The organism is Rhodococcus sp. NS-SX18 (assembly GCF_057367935.1).
On sequence record NZ_CM170633.1, the window covers coordinates 689,059 to 710,032 of the forward strand.

The window sequence follows — 20,974 nt, forward strand, 5'->3', positions numbered from 1 at the left end:
GGAAGTGATGTCCTTGCCCTGCTCGAAGGGTCAGCGGGCGGCGTCGAGGGCGGCGGAGAGCGCCTCGGCCGTCTGCTTCTGCCACTGAATGTAGTCCACACCCTCGGGCAGGGTCTCGGTGACTTCGACGACGGGGATGCCCGCGGAGTCCGCGGTCGCCCGCATGTCGCGGCTGACCTTGTCCTCGGTCTGGGGGTTGTGGATCAGGACGTCGACCTGCTTGTCGAGGAGCAACTGGCGGGTCGCGGCGATCGCGGCGGGCGACGGGTCGGTGCCGTTCTCGATCGCGTTCGTGAAGTCGGTGGGGGTGCGGTCCTCGAGCTTCGCGGACGTGACGAGGTAGTGGCCGATGGATTCGGTCTGCGCGACGGGGGTGTTCGCGTGGGCGGCGGCGATCGCGGCGGTCACGTCGGTGACCTCGTGCAGCTGCGAGTGGAACGCGTCGGCGTTGGCTCGGTAGGTGTCGGCCCCGGCCGGATCCAGCTCGGCGAGCCGGTCGGCGACGGCATGGGCGACGGCGTCGGCGGCGGCCAGGTCGTACCAGACGTGCTCGTTGATGCCGCTGTGGTCGTGCCCGGCGTGTGCGTCGCCTTCCTCGGCGGCAGGGGACTCGCCCTCGTGTTCCTCGGCCGCATGGGTCTCGCCCTCGTGGGTCTCGTCCTCGGGCGCGCTGCCCGCCGAGTGGTCGTGGCCGTCGTCGAGATCACTGCCGGTACCGGACTCGAACAGGGCCATGGCGTCGACCGTGGCGGCGCCGGCTCCGGTGGAGTCGAGGATGTCGTCGACGAACTGGTCGTAGCCGCCGCCGTTGTAGACGACGAGCGAGGCGTCGCTGATCGCGGCCGCGTCGGCGGGGCTGGCTTCGTACGAGTGCGGGTCGGCGGACGGTTCGGTGATCAGGGACTGCACCTCGATGCGGTCGCCGGCGACGGCCTGCGCGACCGAACCCCACACGTTGGTGGAGGCGACGACGCGGATCTCGCCGGATCCGGTGGCCCCGTCGCCCGAGTCGCTGCCGCACGCGGCGAGGGTGAGCGCGGCGGCGCAGGTCAGGCCCACGGTCGCGGTGGCGGCGCGCATTCGGCGAGGCAGTCGCACTGTTCCATCTCCTGTGATCACGTTCGGCCGGACGGCCGGGAGGGGCGCGGTTCTCCTTATTGGAAACCGTTACCGTTCCACTTTAGCGGATGTCCGGGTGTGCGCCCATCCGGCCCGATTCGTCGCCGCGGCGCCGACCGGATACCGTCCGTTCATGCCCAGGTCTCGTCAGCCGCGTCCCCAGGCCACCCTGGCGTCGATTGCTGCCGAGCTGAAGATCTCCCGCACCACCGTCTCCAACGCCTACAACCGGCCGGACCAGCTGTCCGCCGAGCTTCGCGAGCAGATCCTCGAGGTCGCCAAGCGCCGGGGCTACGCCGGCCCGGACCCGATGGCCCGGTCGCTGCGTACCCGCCGGGCCGGGGCGGTGGGCGTGCTGCTCACCGAAGCGCTGAGTTACTCGTTCCGGGATCCGGCCGCGATGAGTTTCCTGTCCGGCCTGTCCGAGTCCTGCGAGGCCGCCGGTGAGGGCCTGCTGCTCATTCCCGCCGGACCGGACCGCGACGAGGAGGAGGCGGCGCAGGTCGTGCACGGCGCCGCGGTCGACGGCTTCGTCGTCTACTCGGTGCCGTCCGACGATCCGTATCTCGCCGCGGTCCTCGAACGGAACCTGCCCCTGGTGGTGTGCGACCAGCCCCGCGGCATCGCGAGCGCGCCGCTGGTCGGCATCGACGACCGCGGTGCGATGCGCGGGCTCGCCGAGCACCTCATCGGTCTGGGCCACCACCGGATCGGGGTGCTGTGCATGCGTCTCGGCCGTGACCGCCGCGACGGCGTCGTCGATACCGCCCGGTTCGAGTCCGACCGCTTCCACGTCCAGCACGAGCGGATCCTCGGCGTGCAGGAAGCCCTGCGGGCGGCGGGGATCGACCCCGCGAGCCTCACCGTCGTCGAACGCTATGCGCACACCGCGGAGGACGGCGCCTCCGGTGCCGCGCAGGCGCTGGCGGCGGACCCGGCGATCACCGCCCTGATGTGCACGACCGACGTGCTCGCGCTCGGCGCGCTGGCGTGGGCGCGCAGTGCCGGTCTCGAGGTACCCGGACAGTTGTCGATCACCGGCTTCGACGGGATCGGCGAGGCCCTGCGCGAGGGCGTGACCACCGTGCGCCAGCCTCAGGAGGAGAAGGGCAGACGCACCGGCGCCCTGCTCATGGCCGCACCGTCACATTCCGGGGTCGCGACGGTGGAGACGCTCCCGACGGAACTGCTCATCGGCCAGACCACCGGCGTGCACGACGAGACGTCGATCTACGCCGAGTGATCGACGGCCGACAGTGTCCGGTCCGTCTCCGCAGGTGCCGCCAGCAGCTGCGCGCACCGCAACAGCCCGAGGTGGCTGTACGCCTGGGGGTGGTTGCCGAGTGACCGCTCTGCCACGGGGTCGTACTCCTCGCTGAGCAGGCCGGTGGGCCCTGCCGCGTCGACGAGCTGCGCGAACAGCGCCTCCGCCTGCGGACGGGCACCGACGAGGAGATATGCCTCCACCAGCCACGCCGCGCACAGGTGGAAGCCGCCCTCGGTGCCCGGGAGGCCGTCGTCGTGCAGGTAGCGGTACACCGTCGAACCGCTGCGCAGTTCCGCCTCCGTCGCGACGACCGTCGCGTGGAATCGCGGGTCGTCGGGGTCGATGAGTCCGGACAGGCCGATGAACAGTGTCGCCGCGTCGAGATCGGTGCCGTCGTAGGCCGCGGTGTAGGAACTCACGTCGTCGTTCCAGCCCTTCTCCAGCACCTCCTCCGCGATCTCGGTGCGCAGCCCGACCCAGCCGGCGCCGGCGGGGCGCCCGAAGTTCTCGGCCAGCGTCAGCGCGCGGTCCACGGTCAGCCAGCCCATGACCTTCGAGTAGACGTGGTGGCGCGGGTTGTCGCGGATCTCCCAGATGCCGTGGTCGGGCTCGAACCAGCGGCACTCCACTGCAGTGACCATGGCGCACACCAGTTCCCAGTCCCGGTCGGTGAGCGCCTGATCGTGCGGGACGCCACGCTCCTCGCGGCGGTGCGCCAGCGCCGAGATCAGATCCACGATCGGACCGAACACGTCGAGCTGGACCTGCTGACTCGCGGCGTTGCCGACCCGGACGGGCCGGGAGCCCGCGTAACCGGGCAGCGTGTCGATGACCGCCTCGGGTGGCAGGGCACCGCCCGCCAGCGTGTACAGCGGGTGCAGGCGCTCGGGGCCCGGAACGGTCTCGAGCACTCGGTGCACCCAGTCCAGATAGGCGTCCGCCTCGGCGAGCGATCCGACGCTCACCAGCGCGTGCGCGGTCAGCGCGGCATCGCGCAGCCAGCAGTAGCGGTAGTCCCAGTTGCGGACGCCGCCGATCTCCTCGGGCAGCGACGTGGTCGCGGCCGCCATGATGGATCCCGTGGGTGCGTGCACGAGACCGCGCAGGGTCAGTGCCGACCGCTTCATCAGGTCCCGTTTGAGCGGCGGCAGGTCCAGACCCGCCGCCCACTTCCACCAGTACTCCTCCGCGGAGGCGCGCCGCTGCACCTCGGCGACCGGGTGCGGTCCGATATCATCTGTGCCACAACGGAATTCGAGGATGATGTCGCCGTCCGACGGGTCGACGACGGCGTGGGCGGTCTGATGGGCACCGTCGGTGGTGATGTTCCACTCGACGCCGGGGGAGCGCAGCACGTACGGCTCGTTGAAGCCCAGTATCCGCAGGCCGTCCGCCACGGGCTCGAGCCCGACCTGGCCCTGTCCGAACTCGGGGCGCGGGGCGAACGTCACCACCGCCCGGGCCTTGCCGGTGATGACGCGGGTCAGGTCGGTGCGCCCCGGTTCGACGTCGTGCGGCAGGTAGTCGATCACCGCGAGACTCGCCCAGCGGGTCACCACGGTCATGGTGCCGTCGATGTAGCGCTGGCTCAGGGGCAGGGCCTCACGGCTCGGCCCGATGGTGAAGTGCCCGGCGGGTTCGCCGCCGAGCAGGTGCGCGAACACCGCCGCGGAGTCCGGCTCGGGATGGCACAGCCACGTCACCGTGCCGTCCGGGGTCAGCAGGGCCTTCGCGCGCGGGCTCGCCAGCATCGTCAGCCGCTCGATCGGGCAGGCCGCCGCCCCCGAGAGCCAGGTGCGGCGCTGCTCGAGCAGGAACGCGAGCGCGGCCGCGACGTCCTCGACCGTGCCGATCCGGTACTGCGCGGCGGTCTCGCCGTCGCCGACCTTGACCCCCACGTCCGGGCCGTGGAGGGACGCGAAGGCCTTCTCGTCCGTCACGTCGTCGCCGAAGAAGACCGCGGCGCTCGCCGACTCCTGATGGCGGATGATGTCCAGTGCGTGGCCCTTGTCGGTGGGCACGACCGCCAGTTCGATGACGGCCTTGCCCTCGGTGACCTGCACACCCGGATGCCGGGCGAGATCACCGCGGACCAGCGACAGTGCCTGCTCGGCGTCCCCCGGATCGGCGTTGCGCACGTGCAGCGCGGCACTCGCCGGCTTGGACTCGACGTGCACGCCGTCGTAGCGGGCGGCGATCACCTCGAGCTCGGCGACGATGTCGCGCAGCAGCTGCCGGGCATCGCTGTCGATGGCGTGGACGAAGCCGATGTCGAACTCCGAGCCGTGGCTGCCGACGAGCTGCACCTCGGCGGGCAGGCGGGAGAGGGCGGCGAGATCCTTCAGGGCCCGGCCGGAGATCACGGCTGCAGCCGTGGACGGCAGCCCGGCGAGCGCGCGCAGGGCGCGGACCGACTCGGCGTTCGGGAACGCCTTGTCCGGATCCGAGACGATCGGCGCGACGGTTCCGTCGTAGTCGGAGGCCACGAGGAGTCGCGGGGTCCGCGCCAGCGCGACGAGGGCACGGCGCAGGTCGATCGGGAGGTCTTGGGCGCTCACTCACTCAAAGGTAGGTGATCGGGCCGCCGGCGTCGTCTCCCATGTCCGGTTCGGGACGTGTTTCCTGTTACATTCTGCGTCTCGCGGCGCAGGTCAGCCTTCCTGGACCGGAATCGAGGCCGGACGGTGGGATCCGTCGCCGAGCAGCAGCTCGACGGTCAGCTCCAGCCGCCGCGCGACGTCGGTCGCGGACGAACGCCGCGTCAGCCACGCCACGAGGTTCGACAGCCACACGTCGCTGATGACGCGGGCGATCGCGAGCTCCTCCTCGGTGGGCTCGCCCTCGTTCATCGCGCGGGCGAACAGCCGGTCCATGAGCAGGCCGACCTGATCGACCTCGGCAGCGGCAGAGGCGTCGGCGAACATGAACGCCCGGGTCATGGCCTCGGTGAGCAGCGGGTCGCGCTGCATGGCCTTCGTGATCAGACTCAGGATGAGCTGCATCCGCTCGAGCGGTGTGTGACCGGGCGGGATCTTGCCCTTGCCTTCGATGCGTGCGAACTCGCGACCGAGGGCGGAGACGAGCAGATGCACTTTCGACGGGAAGTACCGGTACAGGGTGCCGACTGCCACGTCGGCCTTCTCGGCGACGGAGCGCATCTGCACGGCCTCGTACCCGCCCTTGGACGCGAGCGCCAGGGTGGCGTCGAGTATCCGCTTGCGGCGTTCCTTCTGGGCGTTGGAACTGAGATCGTCCTCGGTGAGGGCGGTAAGAGTTCCGCTGCCGGTGGAACGCGAGCGCGACGATGTCGTCATCGAGATGTCTTCCTCTGCCTTGACTCTGAACCGGCTGTCATATTAGAACACGTTCTAGGCATTGTGTCATTCCCGAAAGGCGGAAACCCGCTGTGAGCATCGCCACCACCGACGAACAGCTGGCCGCCCAGGCCTCGGTACGATCCTGGGCGCGCGCCATGCCGCCGATCCAGAACCTACGTGACCACCCGGCCGGAATGTGGCAGCCGGGGTGGGCGTCGCTCGCCGAACTGGGGATCTTCGCCGTCGCCGTGCCCGAGGCGGCGGGCGGCGCCGACGCCACCGTCGTCGACCTGGGGACGATGCTCGAAGAGGCTGCGTACCACCTCGCGACCGGGCCGGTGCTGCCCACCGCCCTGGCCGCCCTCGTCTTCGGCCGGGCCGCCGGCTCCGACGGCGTCAAGTGGGCGGAGCTGCTCGCCGAGGGCGCCCTGCCCGCCGCGGTCGCACTGGACGGTGCGCTCACCGCCACCGCGCGGGAGGGCGGGTACGACCTCGACGGCGATGCGGGACCGGTGATCGGCGGCGAGCCCGGGGTCGCGGTCCTCGCCCGTATCGGCGTCGACGACGGAACCGAACGCTGGGCGCTGCTCGATGCGGACGCCCCCGGGCTGAGCCTCGAACCGCTCGACACCCTCGACAAGTCCCGGGCCCTGGCACGAGTGCGGCTCACCCGCGTCGCCGTCACGTCCGACCGCGTCGTCTCCGTTCCGGCAGGTCTGGTCCGCGACCTCGCCGCCACCCTCGCCGCGGTCGAACTGTCCGGGGTCGCCGGGTGGGCCCTGACCACGGCCGTGGAGTACGCCGGGATCCGCGAACAGTTCGGCAGACCCATCGGCTCCTTCCAGGCGGTCAAGCACCTGTGCGCCGAGATGCTGTGCCGCACCGAGAAGATCCGGGCGACGGCCTGGGACGCCGCCGTGGCGGCCGACGCGGCGCCGCACGAACTGCCACTGGCCGCGGCCGTCGCCGCTGCCGTGGCGCTCGACGCCGCCGTGCAGAACGCCAAGGATGCCATCCAGGTGCTCGGCGGCATCGGCTTCACGTGGGAGCACGACGCGCACCTGTACCTGCGCCGCGCCGTCGCCACCCGTCAGCTGCTCGGCGGCTCCGCCGCCTGGCGGGCCCGGGTCGCCGGTCTCGCCCGCTCGGGGGCGCGTCGGCACCTCACCGTCGATCTGAGTGCCTTCGACGACGAACGCGCGCGTATCCGCGCCGAGATCGCACAGCATCTCGATCGGCCCGAACCGCAACGGCGGGCCGCGCTCGCCGAGGCCGGGCTCCTGGCTCCGCACTGGCCGCCGCCGTACGGACGGGGCGCACACGCCGCGCAGCAGATCCTCATCGAGGAGGAACTCGCGGCCGCCGGGGCGGAGCGGCCCGACCTGGTCATCGGGTGGTGGGCTGTGCCCACCATCCTCGAGCACGGCACCGCCGAGCAGATCGAACGTTTCGCCGCACCGACCCTGCGCGGGGAGATCGTCTGGTGCCAGCTGTTCTCCGAGCCCGGCGCAGGATCCGACCTGGCGTCGCTGCGCACCACCGCGGAACGGGTCGACGGCGGCTGGCGCCTGCAGGGGCAGAAGGTGTGGACGTCGCTCGCGCAGGAGGCGGACTGGGCGATCTGCCTGGCCCGCACCGATCGTGAGGCCCCGAAACACAAGGGCATCACCTACTTCCTCGTCGACATGAAGTCCGCAGGCATCACCGTCTCGCCGCTCCGGGAGATCACCGGCGACGCACTCTTCAACGAGGTGTTCCTCGACGGCGTGTTCGTTCCCGACGAGTGCGTCGTCGGTCCGCTCGGCGGCGGGTGGCGGCTCGCGCGCACCACGCTCGCCAACGAACGGGTCGCGATGAGCGGCGGGTCCTCGCTCGGGAAGGCGGTCGAGCAACTGCTGGACCTGGTGGCGCCCGGCGACCCGGTGGCCGAGGACCGGATCGGCGGGCTCGTCGCCGAGGCCACAGCCGGTTCGCTGCTCGAGCTGCGGACCACCCTTGCGCAGCTCGACGGTCAGGATCCCGGTCCGGCGTCGAGCGTGCGCAAGCTGATCGGCGTGCGGCAGCGTCAGGACACCGCGGAACTCGCGATGGATCTCGCCGGCGAGGCCGGCTGGGTCGAGGGGCCGCTGACGCGCGAGTTCCTCAACACGCGTTGCCTGACGATCGCCGGGGGCACCGAGCAGATCCTGCTCACCCTCGCGGCTGAGCGCCTGCTGGGTCTGCCGCGCGGCTGACCGGTACTTCCACGTGCCGCGCCGAGGTGATACAACTAGAACACGTTCTAATCGAAGGTGGATTCGTGGACTTCGCTCGTGACGACACGCAGGAGGCCGTGGCCGAGGTCGCGGTGGGCCTGCTGGCCCGCGACCTGGGCCCGGACGAACTGTGGCGTGCCCTCGCCGACGCCGACCTGCTCTCCCTCGCCCTGCCCGCGCGGCTCGGCGGTGACGATCTCGGCGTCGCCGAGGTCACCGCTCTGCTCACCGAGATCGGGCGTGGCGCCGCACCCGTACCGGCCCTGGCGACCCTGGGCTTCGGCGTGCTGCCCGTCCGGACTCTCGCCACCGAGGCGCAGCAGGACGAACTGCTCGCGGGCATCGGTGCCGGCGCCGTCCTCACCGCCGCGCTCGCCGAGGCCGGCCGCGCCTTCCCGGCGTCCCCCGCCGCCTCGGCGGTGCCCGACGGGGACCGCCACACCGTCACCGGGCACTTCGTCGGCGTCCCGTACGCGGCGACGGCGCGACGGATCCTGGTGCCCACCGCCGCCGGCGTGATCGCCGTCGAACCCACGGCGCCGGGCGTCACCCTCACCGAGAGCCCGTCGTCGGCCCGTTCCCCCGAGTTCTCGGTGCGGCTCGATTCCGCGCCGGGCCTGCGCCTCGGCGACGGCGCCGACCCGGCCGCCGACGTTGCCGTCCTGTACCGTCTGGCACTCGCCGCGGTGGGCGCCTACGCGGACGGACTGCTCTCGGGGGCAACGCGACTCACCGCACAGCACGTGAGTACCCGGCATCAGTTCGGCAGGCCGCTCGCGACGTTCCAGGCGGTGGCCCAGCAGATCGCCGACGTCTACGTCACCTCCCGCACCCTGCACGTCGCGGCACTCGCCGCGGCCTGGCGCGTCGCGCAGGACGCCCGCAGCACCGGCGCGGACGACGACCTCGACGTCGCCGCGTACTGGATCGCAACGGAGCTGCCGCCCGCGATGGGCGTGCTGCACCACTTGCACGGCGGTCTCGGTGTGGACGAGACGTACCCGCTGCACCGCTATTCCTCGACCGCAAAGGACTTGGCGCGCCTGCTCGGCGGCGCCTCGTACCGACTAGACCTCGTGGGGGCCCGGTGTTCATCGATCTGACCGACGAGCAGCGCGCGCTGCAGGCGGAACTGCGACGGTACTTCGCCGACCTGATCTCGCCCGAGGAAGCCGCGGTCATGCGCACCGAGCGTCACGGACCCACCTACCGGGAGGTCGTGCGCCGGATGGGCAAGGACGGCTGGCTCGGTGTCGGCTGGCCCGTCGAATTCGGCGGCCGCGGCTTCGGTGAGGTCGAGCAGCAGATCTTCGTCAACGAGGCCGTGCGCGCCGACGTGCCGCTGCCCAGCGTGACCCTGCAGACCGTCGGACCGACCCTGCAGGTCTACGGGACCGAGGAACAGAAGCGGAAGTTCCTGCCCGCCATCCTCGCCGGGGAGGTGCACTTCGCGATCGGCTACTCCGAGCCCGACGCCGGAACCGATCTCGCGGCGCTGCGCACCACGGCCGTGCGCGACGGCGACCACTACGTGGTGAACGGGCAGAAGATCTTCACCACCGGCGGCCACGACGCCGACTACATCTGGCTCGCGGTACGCACCGGCAGCGCCGACTCGCGGCATCGCGGTATCTCGATCCTCATCGTGGACACCAAGGATCCCGGCTTCGGCTGGACGCCCATCATCACCTGCGACGGTGCGCATCACGTCAACGCCACCTACTACAGCGACGTGCGCGTCCCGGCCGAGATGCTCGTCGGCGAGGAGAACAAGGGCTGGCGACTGATCACCACCCAGCTCAACCACGAACGCGTCATGCTCGGCCCCGCCGGTCGCGTGGGCGGACTCTACGATCGGTTGTCCGCCTGGGCCCGTTCCCGGGACCTGCTCGGCGAGCCCGACGTGCGGCGCGCGCTCGGCGAGATCCATGCGACGTTCCGGCTCAACGAACTACTCAACTGGCAGGTCGCCGCGAGCCGATCCGAGGCAGTCGACATCGCGGACGCGTCGGCCACCAAAGTGTTCGCCACCGAACGCATCCAGCGCGCGGGCCGGCTCGCGGAGGAGATCGTCGGCCGATTCGGGGACCCGGGCGACCCGGCGACCGCGGACCTGCTGCGCTGGCTCGACACGCAGGTCAAGCGGAACCTGGTGATCACCTTCGGCGGCGGTGTCAACGAGGTGATGCGCGAGCTGATCGCGACGGCGGGCCTGGCCATGCCCAGGGTTCCGCGGTGAAGGAGGACGTGTCGATGAGCACCGGCGTGCCGGATCCCAACGACGAGATCCGCGCGGCCGCCGAACGCATCCGCGCGGACGGCCCCTCCAAACCCCGCGCGGGCCGGGACCCGGTGAACCTGCCGCTGATTCGCAACTGGCTCGAGGCGATCGGCGACGAGAACCCGATCTACACGGACGACGCCGCCGCGATCGCGGCCGGCCACGACGGCGCCGTCGCGCCACCGGCGATGGCACAGGTGTGGACCATGCGGGGCCTCGGCGCCAAGCGCGAGGAGGACGATCCGCTCCGCCGGATGACGGAGATGCTCGACGAGGCGGGCTACACGTCGGTCGTCGCCACGAACTGCGATCAGGTCTACCACCGCTATCTGCGCCACGGGGAGGAAGTGACGATCGAGTCCACCCTCGAGGATCTCGCCGGACCGAAGAAGACCGGCCTCGGCGAGGGCTGGTTCTTCACCACCCGCAGCGTATGGAAGGTCGGCGACGAGGTGGTCGCCGAAATGCTCTTCCGCATCCTGAAATTCGCGCCCCCCTCCCGCGCTACCGACCGAATGTCACATTCCGTCGGTTCGATCGAACCGATGTCACATTCGGCCCCCACGGTTCCGGAGGATCTCGACCCCGGTCGCATGCTGCGGCCGTCCGCGTCGCAGGACACCCGGTTCTTCTGGGACGGTGTCGCCGCGCACGAACTACGGATCCAGCGGCGCCCGGACGGCACGCTGCAACACCCACCCGTGCCGGCCCTGTGGCTCGACAAGGACGAGACGACGGAATACGTCGTCGCGTCCGGCAGGGGCACCGTCTTCAGCTACGTGGTGCACCACGCGCCGAAGGTGCCGGGCCGGACGGTGCCGTTCGTCGTCGCCCTCGTCGAACTCGCCGAGGGCGTCCGGATGCTCGGCGAACTGCGTGGCGTGGACTCCGGCGACGTGCGCGTCGGGATGCCCGTCGAGGCGATTTTTCTCGATTTCCCGGGCGACGACGACACCGGCGGTGCCCCCTGGACCCTGTACGCCTGGCAGCCGAGCGAGGAGCGCGAATGAACGTGGCAACGGTCGGACAAACCCTGCCATCGTTGACGATCCGGGCCGACCCGACATTCGTCGTCTCGACTGCGTTGGCCACCAGGGACTTCCAGGATGTGCACCACGACCGCGACAAGGCACAGCAGCGCGGATCGAAGGACATCTTCGTCAACATCCTCACCGACACCGGACTGGTGCAGCGGTACATCACCGACTGGGCGGGCCCCCGCGCGGTACTGAAATCGATTTCGTTGCGGCTGGGGGTGCCCTGGTACGCGTACGACTCGCTCACGCTGACCGGAACCGTCGCCGCCGTCGAGGACGACGGTCGCCTCACCGTCGACGTCGTCGGAAAGAACGGTCTGGGCGATCACGTCACCGCGAAGGCCGTCCTCGTGATCGGAGCCTCCGCATGAGCGAACTGTCCCGTCGTGCTGCCGTCGTCGGCATCGGTGCCACCGACTTCTCCAAGGACTCCGGCCGCAGCGAACTGCGCCTGGCCGCGGAGGCGGTGCGGGCGGCGCTGGCCGACGCCGGACTGCGCCCTGCCGACGTCGACGGCCTGACCTCCTTCACGATGGACACCAACACCGAGATCGCCGTCGCCCGTGCGGTGGGCATCCCGAGCCTGAAGTTCTTCTCCCGCGTCCACTACGGCGGCGGCGCGGCCTGTGCCACCGTGCAGCAGGCGGCCATGGCCGTCGCCACGGGGGTCGCGGAGGTCGTGGTGGTGTACCGGGCGTTCAACGAACGCTCCGGTGCGCGGTACGGCCAGGTCGACACCGCGCTGTCCAGCCAGGTCAATTCCTCCGGCACCGACTACGCCTTCTCCTATCCACACGGTCTGAGTACTCCGGCGTCGTTCGTGGCGATGGCGGCCCGGCGCTACATGCACGTCACCGGCACCACCAGTGCGGACTTCGGGAAGGTCGCCGTCGCCGCGCGCAGGCACGCCGCGACGAACCCGCAGGCCTTCTTCCACGGCAAGCCGATCACCCTCGAGGATCACCAGAATTCGCGGTGGATCGCGGAACCGCTGCACCTGCTCGACTGCTGTCAGGAGTCCGACGGTGGTGTCGCACTCGTCGTCACCACCACCGAACGGGCCCGGGACCTGCCGCAGCCGCCGGCCGTGGTGGCGGCCGCCGCGCAGGGCAGCGGACCGGACCAGTACATCATGGCCAGCTACTACCGGGACGGGCTGACGGGGCTGCCCGAGATGGGTGTCGTCGGCCGCCAGTTGTGGGAACAGTCCGGCCTGAGCCCGCAGGACGTGCAGACGGCCGTGCTCTACGATCACTTCACCCCGTACGTGCTCATGCAGCTCGAGGAACTCGGCTTCTGCGCGCCCGGCGAGGCGAAGGACTTCGTCGCCGACGGCGCGATCGAGCTCGGCGGCCGGCTGCCGCTCAACACCCACGGCGGTCAGCTCGGTGAGGCGTACATCCACGGGATGAACGGCATCGCCGAGGGGGTGCGTCAGCTCCGCGGCACCTCCGTCAATCAGGTTCCCGACGTGGAGAACGTACTGGTCACCGCGGGCACCGGGGTGCCGACGTCGGGACTGGTGCTGACGCGGGCCTGAGGGCGGTGACTCCTGCCCGGACCCGGAAGGATCCAGCGGGACATCACGGCCGGGAATCGAGCGGGACGGTATAAGTAGGACATGAATTCCGCCTCACACTCAGGCCGCGGCGACGCGGGCCGCGACGCCGACTGGGACGGCCCGGCGCCGTCCATGGCGCCGGCGGACCTGCTGCACGACCCGCCGGTCACCCAGCGCGGGGCGCGCCGCCGTGCCGAGCTGATCGCAGCGGCGCGGGTCGTCTTCGAACGGTCCGGATTCCTCGACAGCAAGCTCACCGACATCACGCGTGAGGCCAAGTGCTCGACGGGGTCCTTCTACACCTACTTCAACAACAAGGAGGAGGTGTTCGCAGCCGTCCTCCAGGAGGCCCAGGAGGACATGCTGCACCCGGGGATGGGCCGGGTCGCCGGGACCGACGATCCCTACGCGGTGCTCGAGGCCAGCAACCGGGCGTACCTCGAGGCGTACCGGCGCAACGCCCGTCTGATGGTGCTGCTCGAGCAGGTTGCCAGCATCGATCCGCGGTTCCGGGAGCTGCGGCGCCGGCGCGGTGAGACCTTCATCCGCCGCAATGCGCGCAGCATCGCGGACCTGCAGAAGCGGGGCATCGCCGATCCGGAGATCGATCCGATGCTCGCCTCGCGTGCGCTGTCGGGCATGGTCAGCCGCCTGGCCTACTCGACGCTCGCACTGGGCGACGGCGACGGTGTGGATTTCGACGTGCTGGTGTCCACTTTGACGCGGCTGTGGGCGAACGCCCTGCGGATTCCGGAGCGAGCCGCCGCAACTACTTGAACTTGAAGTCTGATTCAACTAAACAGGGGGGACCATCCCGCGACGAGAGGAACGCCCCGTGCACGTCGAAGACAAGGTTGCCGTTGTCACCGGAGCCGGGAACGGAATCGGCGCGGCACTCGCTGCCCGGCTCGTAGCCGCGGGAGCACGGGTGCTCGTCGCCGACCTCGACGGCGACGCCGCGCGCCGGGTGGCCCGCGAACTCGATCCGGAGGATGCCGGTCTGGCCGTGGGCGTCGGTGCCGACGTCTCCGATCCCGACCGCATCCGCGAGATCGTCGATCGCGCCGAGGCCGACCTCGGTCCCGTGGCGCTGTACTTCGCCAATGCCGGGATCGCGGGCGGAGCGGGACTCGAAGCCGACGAAGCCGCCTGGGATCGGGCGCTCGATGTGAATCTGCGCGCGCACGTGCGTGCCGCGCAGCTGATGGTGCCGCGGTGGCTCGAGCGTGGGGAGGGCTACTTCGTGAGCACCGCCTCCGCCGCGGGACTGCTCACCCAGATCGGGTCGGCGACCTACTCGGCCACCAAGCACGCCGCCGTCGGATTCGCCGAGTGGTTGTCGGTCACTTACGGCGGCAGGGGAATTGGTGTCAGTTGTGTGTGCCCCATGGGGGTGAACACCCAGTTGCTGCACGAGGGTGAGACCGCCGGCGACAGCCTGGGCGCGGCGGCCACGCGGGCCGTCACCTCCGCGGGCGCGGTCCTCGAACCGGCCGACGTCGCGGAAGTGGTACTCGCGGGTGTCGAGGCCGAGCAGTTCCTGATCCTGCCGCACCCCGAGGTCCTCGACATGTACCGGATGAAGGGGGCCGACTACGACCGCTGGCTCGCCGGAATGCGGCGCTACCAGGAACGTTTGCTGGCCGGAATCTGACGGACCGGGAAAACCGCTCGAAACCTGTCGGAGGTCTGTAGCACACTGGGGCGCACATCCGACGACGGGGAGGACTCATGGCCGACGCCATAGTCGCCGAGGGGTTGATCAAGAGGTACGGACAGGTCACAGCCCTCGACGGAATCGATCTGCGAGTCCCGGAAGGGACGGTGACGGCGCTGCTCGGGCCCAACGGTGCCGGCAAGACGACCACGGTGCGGGTGCTCACCACCCTGCTCGTGCCGGACGAGGGCCGGGCCACCGTAGCGGGACTCGACGTCGTCGCCGATGCGCGCGCTCTGCGTTCGCGCATCGGCGCCTCGGGCCAGTACGCCGCGGTCGACGAATACCTGACCGGCTTCGAGAATCTCGAAATGGTCGGCCGCCTCTACCATCTGGGCATCAAACGCAGCCGTGAACGGGCCCGTGAACTGCTCGAGCAATTCGACCTGGTCGAAGCCGGGGACCGTCCGGTCAAGGGTTACTCCGGCGGCATGCGCCGCCGCCTCGACCTCGCCGGTGCGCTCGTGGCACGACCACCGGTGCTGTTCCTGGACGAACCCACCACGGGTCTGGATCCGCGGGCCCGGCTCCAGCTGTGGGAGGTCATCGACCACCTCGTCGCCCAGGGAACGACGCTGCTGCTCACCACGCAGTACATGGAGGAGGCGGAGCGGCTCGCGGACCGGATCGCAGTCATCGACCGGGGCGTCGTGATCGCCCGCGGCACCGCCGACGAACTCAAGAGCCTCGTCGGTGGGGAACGCATCGAGTTGGGAATCGCCGACGCCGCGACGATCCCGGTGGTACGCCGCGAACTCGACGATCTCGCCGTCGGCGAGATCCAGGTCGACACGGGCTCCGGTCGCGTCACCGTGCCGGTCAGCGACACCGGCTCGACCGGCAGCGGCACCGAAGCGCTGGCCACGGCGCTCGGCCGGCTCTCCGTGGCCGGGGTCCGGGTCACCGATGTGGCACTGCGCAAACCGACGCTGGACGACGTGTTCCTCGCCCTGACCGGGCACGAGGCGGACGAGAAGATCGAGGAGGCGGTGGGATGAACGCGGCTCAGATGATGGTGTCGGACGGCGTCACCATCGCCAAGCGCAATGTCATCAAGATCAAGCGGGTGCCCGACCTGATCGTCTTCACGATGCTCTCGCCGATCATGTTCGTGTTGCTGTTCGCTTACGTGTTCGGCAGCGCGATCCAGGTTCCGGGGATGTCCTACCGCGAGTTCCTCATCGCCGGCATCTTCACCCAGACGGTGATCTTCGGCGCCACCTGGACCGGTCTCGGCATGGTCGAGGACCTGCAGAAGGGCATCATCGACCGGTTCCGCTCGCTGCCCATGGCACCGTCGGCGGTGCTGGTGGGCCGCACCTCCACCGACGTACTCATCAACGTGCTCAGCCTGGTGGTCATGTCGCTGACGGGCCTGCTCGTCGGGTGGCGGATCCACTCGTCGTTCGGGGAGGCCCTCGCCGGATACGCGTTGCTGTTGCTGTTCGCCTACGCGCTGTCCTGGGTGATGGCGGTGGTGGGGATGTGGATCCGCACCCCGGAGGTGTTCAACAACGCGAGTTTCATGGTGATCTTCCCGCTGTCGTTCGTCGCCAACACCTTCGTCGACATCTCCTCGCTGCCACCGGTGCTGCAGACGATCGCGGAATGGAACCCGGTGTCGGCGCTGACGCAGGCTGTGCGGGAGCTGTTCGGCAACACCAATCCGATGATGCCCGTCTCGGATGCGTGGCCGTTGCAGAACCCGATCCTCGCGTCGCTGCTGTGGACGGCCGCCATGCTGATCGTGTTCGTGCCCTTCGCGATCCGTCGCTACCAGAAGGCCGTCAGCCGCTGAGGGACCTTGGACCGGAGACTCAGGTCCCCGGTCGGCGCCGGATGTCCCAAGGAGCCGGAGCGAGGCCGGTCCGCGTGGGATAGTGGGCCTGCCGAGCCAGGACAGGGAAGCAGGCCGACATGGACGAAGCGACCGGGAGAGACCGATGAGCGGGCCGGTGATCGACCCGCGTCGCTACGATGCGGTGATCTTCGACCTCGACGGAGTGGTCACCGACACCGCAGCGGTACACGCCGCGGCCTGGGCGCAACTGTTCGACCGGTATCTCGCACAGCGTCCCGACCACGACGGTGAGAACCACCGTGAGTTCACCGACGAGGACTACCGCAAATTCGTCGACGGCAAGCCGCGTGTCGACGGCGTCGCGGACTTCCTGGCCTCGCGCGGGATCACGTTGCCGTGGGGGAATCCCGACGACGGCCCGGATGTGGAGACCGTGTGTGGCCTCGGTGCCCGCAAGGACGAGATGTTCCGGGAGCGCATCCATCGCGACGGTGTCCCGGTGTTCGAGTCCAGTGTCGAGCTCGTGCGCCGGGTGCAGGAGGCCGGACTCGACACCGCGGTCGTCACCTCGAGCCGCAACTGCGCCCTCGTGCTCGAATCCGCCGGGCTCGCCGATCTGTTCGGCGTCCGGGTCGACGGCGTGGTCTCCGACGAACTGGGGCTGCCCGGCAAGCCCGACCCGGCAGCCATGCTCGAGGCCGCACACCGGCTCGGAGTCCGGCCGGCCCGGTCCGTCGTCGTCGAGGACGCGGAGGCGGGCGTCGCCGCGGGCCGACGCGGGGGATTCGGGCTCGTCGTCGGCGTGGACCGCGTCCACCATCGCGAGGAACTGCAGCGCCGGGGCGCCGACGTGGTGGTCGAGGACCTTGCCGAGCTGGTGGTGCGCACCGGTGACCGCCGGATGTCCCAGATTCCGGATGGTCTGGCGTCGTTCCAGCAGCTGACTGCACTCCTCGGCAAACGTCGGCCGGCAGTCTTCCTCGACTTCGACGGCACGCTCTCCGAGATCGTGAACGATCCCGCGGCTGCCGCGCTGGTCGACGGCGTGTCGGCGGTGCTGTCTGCCCTCGCGAGCGAATGCACCGTGGCCGTCGTCTCCGGACGGGACCTCGCCGATGTGCAGACCCGGGTCGGACTGCCGGGTCTGTGGTACGCGGGAAGTCATGGCTTCGAACTGACCGGACCCGACGGGCAGCACCGGCAGCACGATGCGGCGATGGCCGCCGTGCCCAGCCTCGAACGGGCCGCCGTCGCGCTGCAGGAACGGCTCGACGACGTGCCGGGTGTCGTGATCGAGCACAAGCGGTTCACCGTGGCCGTGCACTACCGCAACGTCCCCCCGGACCGGGCCGACGGGCTCGTCGCCGCGGTGCGCGAGATCGCCGCCGAGGACCGTCTCCGTGTCACGACCGGCCGCAAGGTCGTCGAGCTCCGCCCCGATGTCGACTGGGACAAGGGCCGAGCCCTCGAATGGGTGCTCGAGCACGTGCGCGACGACGACAACCCGATCCCGGTCTACATCGGTGACGACATCTCGGACGAGGACGCGTTCGACGCGCTTGCCGGCACCGGACTCGGAATCGTGGTGCGCCACACCGAGGACGGTGACCGCCGGTCGGCAGCGCAGTTCTCGCTGGACGGTCCCGAACAGGTCCGCCGGCTGCTGCAGCAGCTCGCCGAACTCTGGGGCGAGAACCAGGAGGTCGGTCCGCGCCACGACGCCTGGACGCTGTACTTCGAGGGTTACGATCCGCCGGCCGAGAAGCTGCGCGAGGCCGTGTGCACCGTCGGCAACGGGTACTTCGCCACCCGTGGCTGCGCCCCCGAATCCCGGGCCGGTGCCGTGCACTATCCCGGCACGTACGCCGCCGGGATATTCAACCGCCTGACGGACGAGGTGGCGGGTCGCACCATCGACAACGAGAGCATGGTGAACCTGCCGAACTGGCTGCCGGTCACCTTCCGCATCGACGGCGGACAGTGGTTCGACATCGACGCCGTCGACGTGCGGGAGTACTGCCAGTACCTCGATCTGCGCCGGGCCGTGCTCACCCGACGGTTGCGTTTCCGCGACGCTGCGGGCCGCACCACGACGGTCGTGCAGCGACGGTTCGTCGCGATGCACCAGCCGCACGTGTGCGGCCTCGAGACGACGATCGTCCCGGAGGACTGGACGGGACGGCTCGAGATCCGGTCGGAAATCGACGGCGCGGTCCGCAACACCCTCGTCGAACGCTACCGCCACCTGGACGGCAACCACCTGCGGCTGCTGCACACCGCCCGGCTGTCCGAGGACTCGGTGTGTATGACGGTGCTGACCAACCAGTCCCGGATTCCCGTCGCGGTTGCTGCCCGCAGCACCCTGTGGCGTGACGGCGAACGCGTGCCTGCCGAGTACACCCTTCTCGATTCGGGCGGACGGGTCGGACACGTCATCGCGCTCGACGTGGCGGCTCGCCAGCCCGTGACCCTGGAGAAGATGGCGACCCTGTTCACCGGGCGTGACCTTGCGATGTCCGAGCCGTCGGAGGAAGCGGCACGCAGGCTGGCCCGCACGGGGCGCTTCGAGGAAACACTCGAGGGACATGTGCTCGCCTGGGTGCACCTGTGGGACCGGGTGGACATCTTCCTGGGTGGCGACGGCGAAGGCCTGCGCATCGTGCGGTTGCACCTGCTGCAGATGTTGCAGACACTGTCGCCGAACACCGCCGAGCTCGACGTCGGTGTTCCGGCGCGGGGCCTGCACGGTGAGGCGTATCGCGGGCACATCTTCTGGGACGAGCTGTTCGTGCTGCCGGTGCTGAACCTGCGGTTGCCGGGACTGACCCGCTCCCTTCTGCGCTACCGGTACCGCCGGCTGGACGAGGCCCGCCGCGCGGCGCGGGAGGCGGGGCACGTCGGTGCGATGTACCCGTGGCAGTCGGGCAGCGACGGGCGTGAGGAGAGCCAGCAGGTACACCTCAACCCGAAGTCGGGCCGGTGGAATCCCGATGCCAGCTGGCGCCAGCACCACATCGGGGTCGCGGTCGCACACAACGTGTGGCAGTACTACCAGGTGACCGGGGACCTCGGGTTCCTCGCGGACTACGGTGCCGAGATGCTGGTGGAGATCGCCCGGTTCTTCGTCGACATCGCCACCTACGACCACGCTCGCGATCGATACGTCATCCGGGGCGTCATCGGCCCCGACGAGTTCCATTCCGGTTACCCGGACGCGCCGTTCGACGGGATCGACAACAACGCCTACACCAATGTCATGGCGGTGTGGGTGATCCTGCGGGCTCTCGATGCGCTGGAGATCATCCCGCTGCGGATGCGCACCGAACTGGTCGACACCCTCGGCCTGACCGCTCGCGAGACGGCGCGCTGGGAGGATGTCAGCCGCCGCATGTTCGTGCCCTTCCACGATCAGGTCATCAGCCAGTTCGAAGGCTACGGGGACCTCGCCGAACTCGACTGGGAGGGATACCGGCGCCGGCACGGCGACATCCAGCGTCTGGACCGGCTCCTCGAGGCCGAGGGTGACGACGTCAACCGCTACCGCGCCTCCAAGCAGGCCGACGTGCTCATGCTGTTCTACCTGCTGTCGGCGGACGAACTGCGGGAGTTGTTCGAGCGGCTCGGCTACGAGCTGACGGGTGAGACCATCCCGCGGACGATCGACTACTACATGGCACGGACGTCGCACGGATCGACGCTGAGCGCGGTCGTCCACTCGTGGGTGCTGGCGCGGGCCCACCGTGGTCAGGCCATGGAATTCTTCGACCGCGTGCTGGCCTCCGACATCGCCGACATCCAGGGTGGCACCACGTCGGAGGGGATCCATCTCGCGGCCATGGCCGGCAGCGTCGACCTGCTGCAGCGTTGCTTCTCCGGTCTCGAGGTGCGCGGTGACCGCCTGGTCTTCGGCCCGCAGTGGCCGGAGGAACTCGGAGTGCTCGCATTTCCGATCTTCTATCGGGGACACCACCTGCAGGTGCGGATCTCCGGCCGTCAGGTCGAGGTCAGTGCGGGGGCGGGCATCCAGCGGCCGATCGAGATCGAGTGCCGGGGCCGGGTCGAACGCCTGCATCCGGGCGACACGGTCCGGATGCTGTGACGGTCCGGCAACCGGTCAGAGCGGGCTCTCGAGCCACGAGTAGTCGACCCCCACCCAGCCGCCGGCCAGGCTGAGGGTGCCGAGCAGCCACAGGGTCATGATCACGATCGCGCCGGTCGTGAGCGCCCCCGCGCCCCGCACCACCAGCGACTGCTGCCCGAACCAGTGCATGAACCGGTCGTAGCGGCCCCGCGCGAAGTGCAGCAGACGGTGTGCCCAGGCGAACTCCGAGGCCAGGATCCCGAGGCCGGCGAAGACGATGAGCCAGCCCGGGCCGGGGTAGGGGATGGCCACGATGCCGGCCAGGAACACCAGTGTTCCGAAAGTCCCGACGGTGATGCGGTACGTCAGGTTCAGCGAGGGACGCCTCTCGATGCGCCGACGCCAGCGGAGCCACCGCTGCTTCAGTCGGCGCAACGATGATGCCGGGGTCCGGGTCTCGGCCCGGCCGGGCGCAACCGCGTGCCCACTCCGTCCTTCACTCACGATCTACCGAGCCTGCTTCTCGTCATACCAGGGG

Annotated in this window: 16 protein-coding genes; 12 read left to right on the plus strand and 4 right to left on the minus strand. The window is 70.0% G+C overall.

Translation table 11 applies throughout. The annotated features are described in order from the left end of the window. Positions 1 to 30: 30 nt before the first annotated feature. Positions 31 to 1,098 (minus strand): metal ABC transporter solute-binding protein, Zn/Mn family, encoded by a 1,068-nt coding sequence (locus AC2IPW_RS03190; RefSeq protein ID WP_486376267.1) that lies wholly within the window; start codon positions 1,096 to 1,098, stop codon positions 31 to 33. Between the two features lie 154 nt (positions 1,099 to 1,252). Between AC2IPW_RS03190 and AC2IPW_RS03195 the strand changes: the two genes are divergently transcribed. Further along, positions 1,253 to 2,362, plus strand: coding sequence for a LacI family DNA-binding transcriptional regulator (locus AC2IPW_RS03195; RefSeq protein ID WP_040781927.1), 1,110 nt, complete (start codon positions 1,253 to 1,255; stop codon positions 2,360 to 2,362). Here AC2IPW_RS03195 and otsB (AC2IPW_RS03200) read toward each other — a convergent pair. Both otsB (AC2IPW_RS03200) and kstR read right to left on the minus strand, forming a co-directional pair. Continuing rightward, on the minus strand, positions 2,350 to 4,944 hold the full coding sequence (otsB, locus tag AC2IPW_RS03200) for a trehalose-phosphatase (protein WP_486376268.1): 2,595 nt from the start codon (positions 4,942 to 4,944) through the stop codon (positions 2,350 to 2,352). The two genes, AC2IPW_RS03195 and otsB (AC2IPW_RS03200), sit on opposite strands and share 13 nt — an antisense overlap. Positions 4,945 to 5,037: 93 nt before the next feature. Continuing rightward, a complete protein-coding gene (gene kstR / locus AC2IPW_RS03205; protein WP_003935941.1) occupies positions 5,038 to 5,700 on the minus strand; it encodes a cholesterol catabolism transcriptional regulator KstR in 663 nt (220 codons plus the stop codon). 92 nt (positions 5,701 to 5,792) lie between these two features. On the opposite strand from kstR, the gene AC2IPW_RS03210 reads away from it, so the two are divergent. The 11 genes from AC2IPW_RS03210 to otsB (AC2IPW_RS03260) all read left to right on the plus strand — a co-directional run bounded on the left by AC2IPW_RS03210 (position 5,793) and on the right by otsB (AC2IPW_RS03260) (position 20,454). Continuing rightward, positions 5,793 to 7,937: an acyl-CoA dehydrogenase family protein gene (locus AC2IPW_RS03210; protein ID WP_486376269.1), complete on the plus strand. Its 2,145-nt coding sequence runs from the start codon at positions 5,793 to 5,795 to the stop codon at positions 7,935 to 7,937. 65 nt (positions 7,938 to 8,002) lie between these two features. Beyond that, entirely contained in the window at positions 8,003 to 9,061 is a 1,059-nt protein-coding gene (locus tag AC2IPW_RS03215) for an acyl-CoA dehydrogenase family protein (protein WP_486376270.1), read from the plus strand. Next, positions 9,046 to 10,197: an acyl-CoA dehydrogenase family protein gene (locus AC2IPW_RS03220; protein WP_486376271.1), complete on the plus strand. Its 1,152-nt coding sequence runs from the start codon at positions 9,046 to 9,048 to the stop codon at positions 10,195 to 10,197. The genes AC2IPW_RS03215 and AC2IPW_RS03220 overlap by 16 nt, the downstream gene beginning before the upstream one ends. A 14-nt stretch (positions 10,198 to 10,211) precedes the next feature. Next, positions 10,212 to 11,249, plus strand: coding sequence for a bifunctional MaoC family dehydratase N-terminal/OB-fold nucleic acid binding domain-containing protein (locus tag AC2IPW_RS03225; RefSeq protein WP_486376272.1), 1,038 nt, complete (start codon positions 10,212 to 10,214; stop codon positions 11,247 to 11,249). Continuing rightward, positions 11,246 to 11,647, plus strand: a complete 402-nt coding sequence (locus tag AC2IPW_RS03230) for a MaoC family dehydratase (RefSeq protein ID WP_486376273.1) — start codon at positions 11,246 to 11,248, stop codon at positions 11,645 to 11,647. The genes AC2IPW_RS03225 and AC2IPW_RS03230 overlap by 4 nt, the downstream gene beginning before the upstream one ends. Next, positions 11,644 to 12,816 (plus strand): lipid-transfer protein, encoded by a 1,173-nt coding sequence (locus tag AC2IPW_RS03235; protein WP_486376274.1) that lies wholly within the window; start codon positions 11,644 to 11,646, stop codon positions 12,814 to 12,816. The genes AC2IPW_RS03230 and AC2IPW_RS03235 overlap by 4 nt, the downstream gene beginning before the upstream one ends. Before the next feature lie 81 nt (positions 12,817 to 12,897). Further along, positions 12,898 to 13,614, plus strand: a complete 717-nt coding sequence (locus tag AC2IPW_RS03240; protein WP_003935934.1) for a TetR/AcrR family transcriptional regulator — start codon at positions 12,898 to 12,900, stop codon at positions 13,612 to 13,614. Positions 13,615 to 13,672: 58 nt separating this feature from the next. Next, on the plus strand, positions 13,673 to 14,491 hold the full coding sequence (locus AC2IPW_RS03245; RefSeq protein ID WP_054371540.1) for an SDR family oxidoreductase: 819 nt from the start codon (positions 13,673 to 13,675) through the stop codon (positions 14,489 to 14,491). 77 nt (positions 14,492 to 14,568) lie between these two features. Continuing rightward, positions 14,569 to 15,552: a daunorubicin resistance protein DrrA family ABC transporter ATP-binding protein gene (locus tag AC2IPW_RS03250; protein WP_003935932.1), complete on the plus strand. Its 984-nt coding sequence runs from the start codon at positions 14,569 to 14,571 to the stop codon at positions 15,550 to 15,552. After that, positions 15,549 to 16,352, plus strand: coding sequence for an ABC transporter permease (locus tag AC2IPW_RS03255; RefSeq protein ID WP_416062624.1), 804 nt, complete (start codon positions 15,549 to 15,551; stop codon positions 16,350 to 16,352). Before AC2IPW_RS03250 ends, AC2IPW_RS03255 begins: the two co-directional genes overlap by 4 nt. A gap of 145 nt (positions 16,353 to 16,497) precedes the next feature. Beyond that, complete coding sequence (gene otsB, locus AC2IPW_RS03260) at positions 16,498 to 20,454, plus strand: trehalose-phosphatase (RefSeq protein ID WP_416062625.1); 3,957 nt, start codon at positions 16,498 to 16,500, stop codon at positions 20,452 to 20,454. A 15-nt stretch (positions 20,455 to 20,469) separates the two neighbouring features. On the opposite strand, the gene AC2IPW_RS03265 is transcribed toward otsB (AC2IPW_RS03260), so the two are convergent. Continuing rightward, positions 20,470 to 20,871: a TIGR02611 family protein gene (locus AC2IPW_RS03265; RefSeq protein ID WP_003935927.1), complete on the minus strand. Its 402-nt coding sequence runs from the start codon at positions 20,869 to 20,871 to the stop codon at positions 20,470 to 20,472. Between the last annotated feature and the right edge of the window lie 103 nt (positions 20,872 to 20,974).

Coding starts and splice junctions, on each gene's coding strand:
- AC2IPW_RS03195 (WP_040781927.1), top strand. CDS start 1,253: ATGCCCAGGTCTCGTCAGCCGCGTCCCCAGGCCACCCTGGCGTCGATT.
- kstR (WP_003935941.1), bottom strand. CDS start 5,700: ATGACGACATCGTCGCGCTCGCGTTCCACCGGCAGCGGAACTCTTACC.
- AC2IPW_RS03225 (WP_486376272.1), top strand. CDS start 10,212: ATGAGCACCGGCGTGCCGGATCCCAACGACGAGATCCGCGCGGCCGCC.
- AC2IPW_RS03230 (WP_486376273.1), top strand. CDS start 11,246: ATGAACGTGGCAACGGTCGGACAAACCCTGCCATCGTTGACGATCCGG.
- AC2IPW_RS03235 (WP_486376274.1), top strand. CDS start 11,644: ATGAGCGAACTGTCCCGTCGTGCTGCCGTCGTCGGCATCGGTGCCACC.
- AC2IPW_RS03240 (WP_003935934.1), top strand. CDS start 12,898: ATGAATTCCGCCTCACACTCAGGCCGCGGCGACGCGGGCCGCGACGCC.
- AC2IPW_RS03250 (WP_003935932.1), top strand. CDS start 14,569: ATGGCCGACGCCATAGTCGCCGAGGGGTTGATCAAGAGGTACGGACAG.
- AC2IPW_RS03255 (WP_416062624.1), top strand. CDS start 15,549: ATGAACGCGGCTCAGATGATGGTGTCGGACGGCGTCACCATCGCCAAG.
- otsB (WP_416062625.1), top strand. CDS start 16,498: ATGAGCGGGCCGGTGATCGACCCGCGTCGCTACGATGCGGTGATCTTC.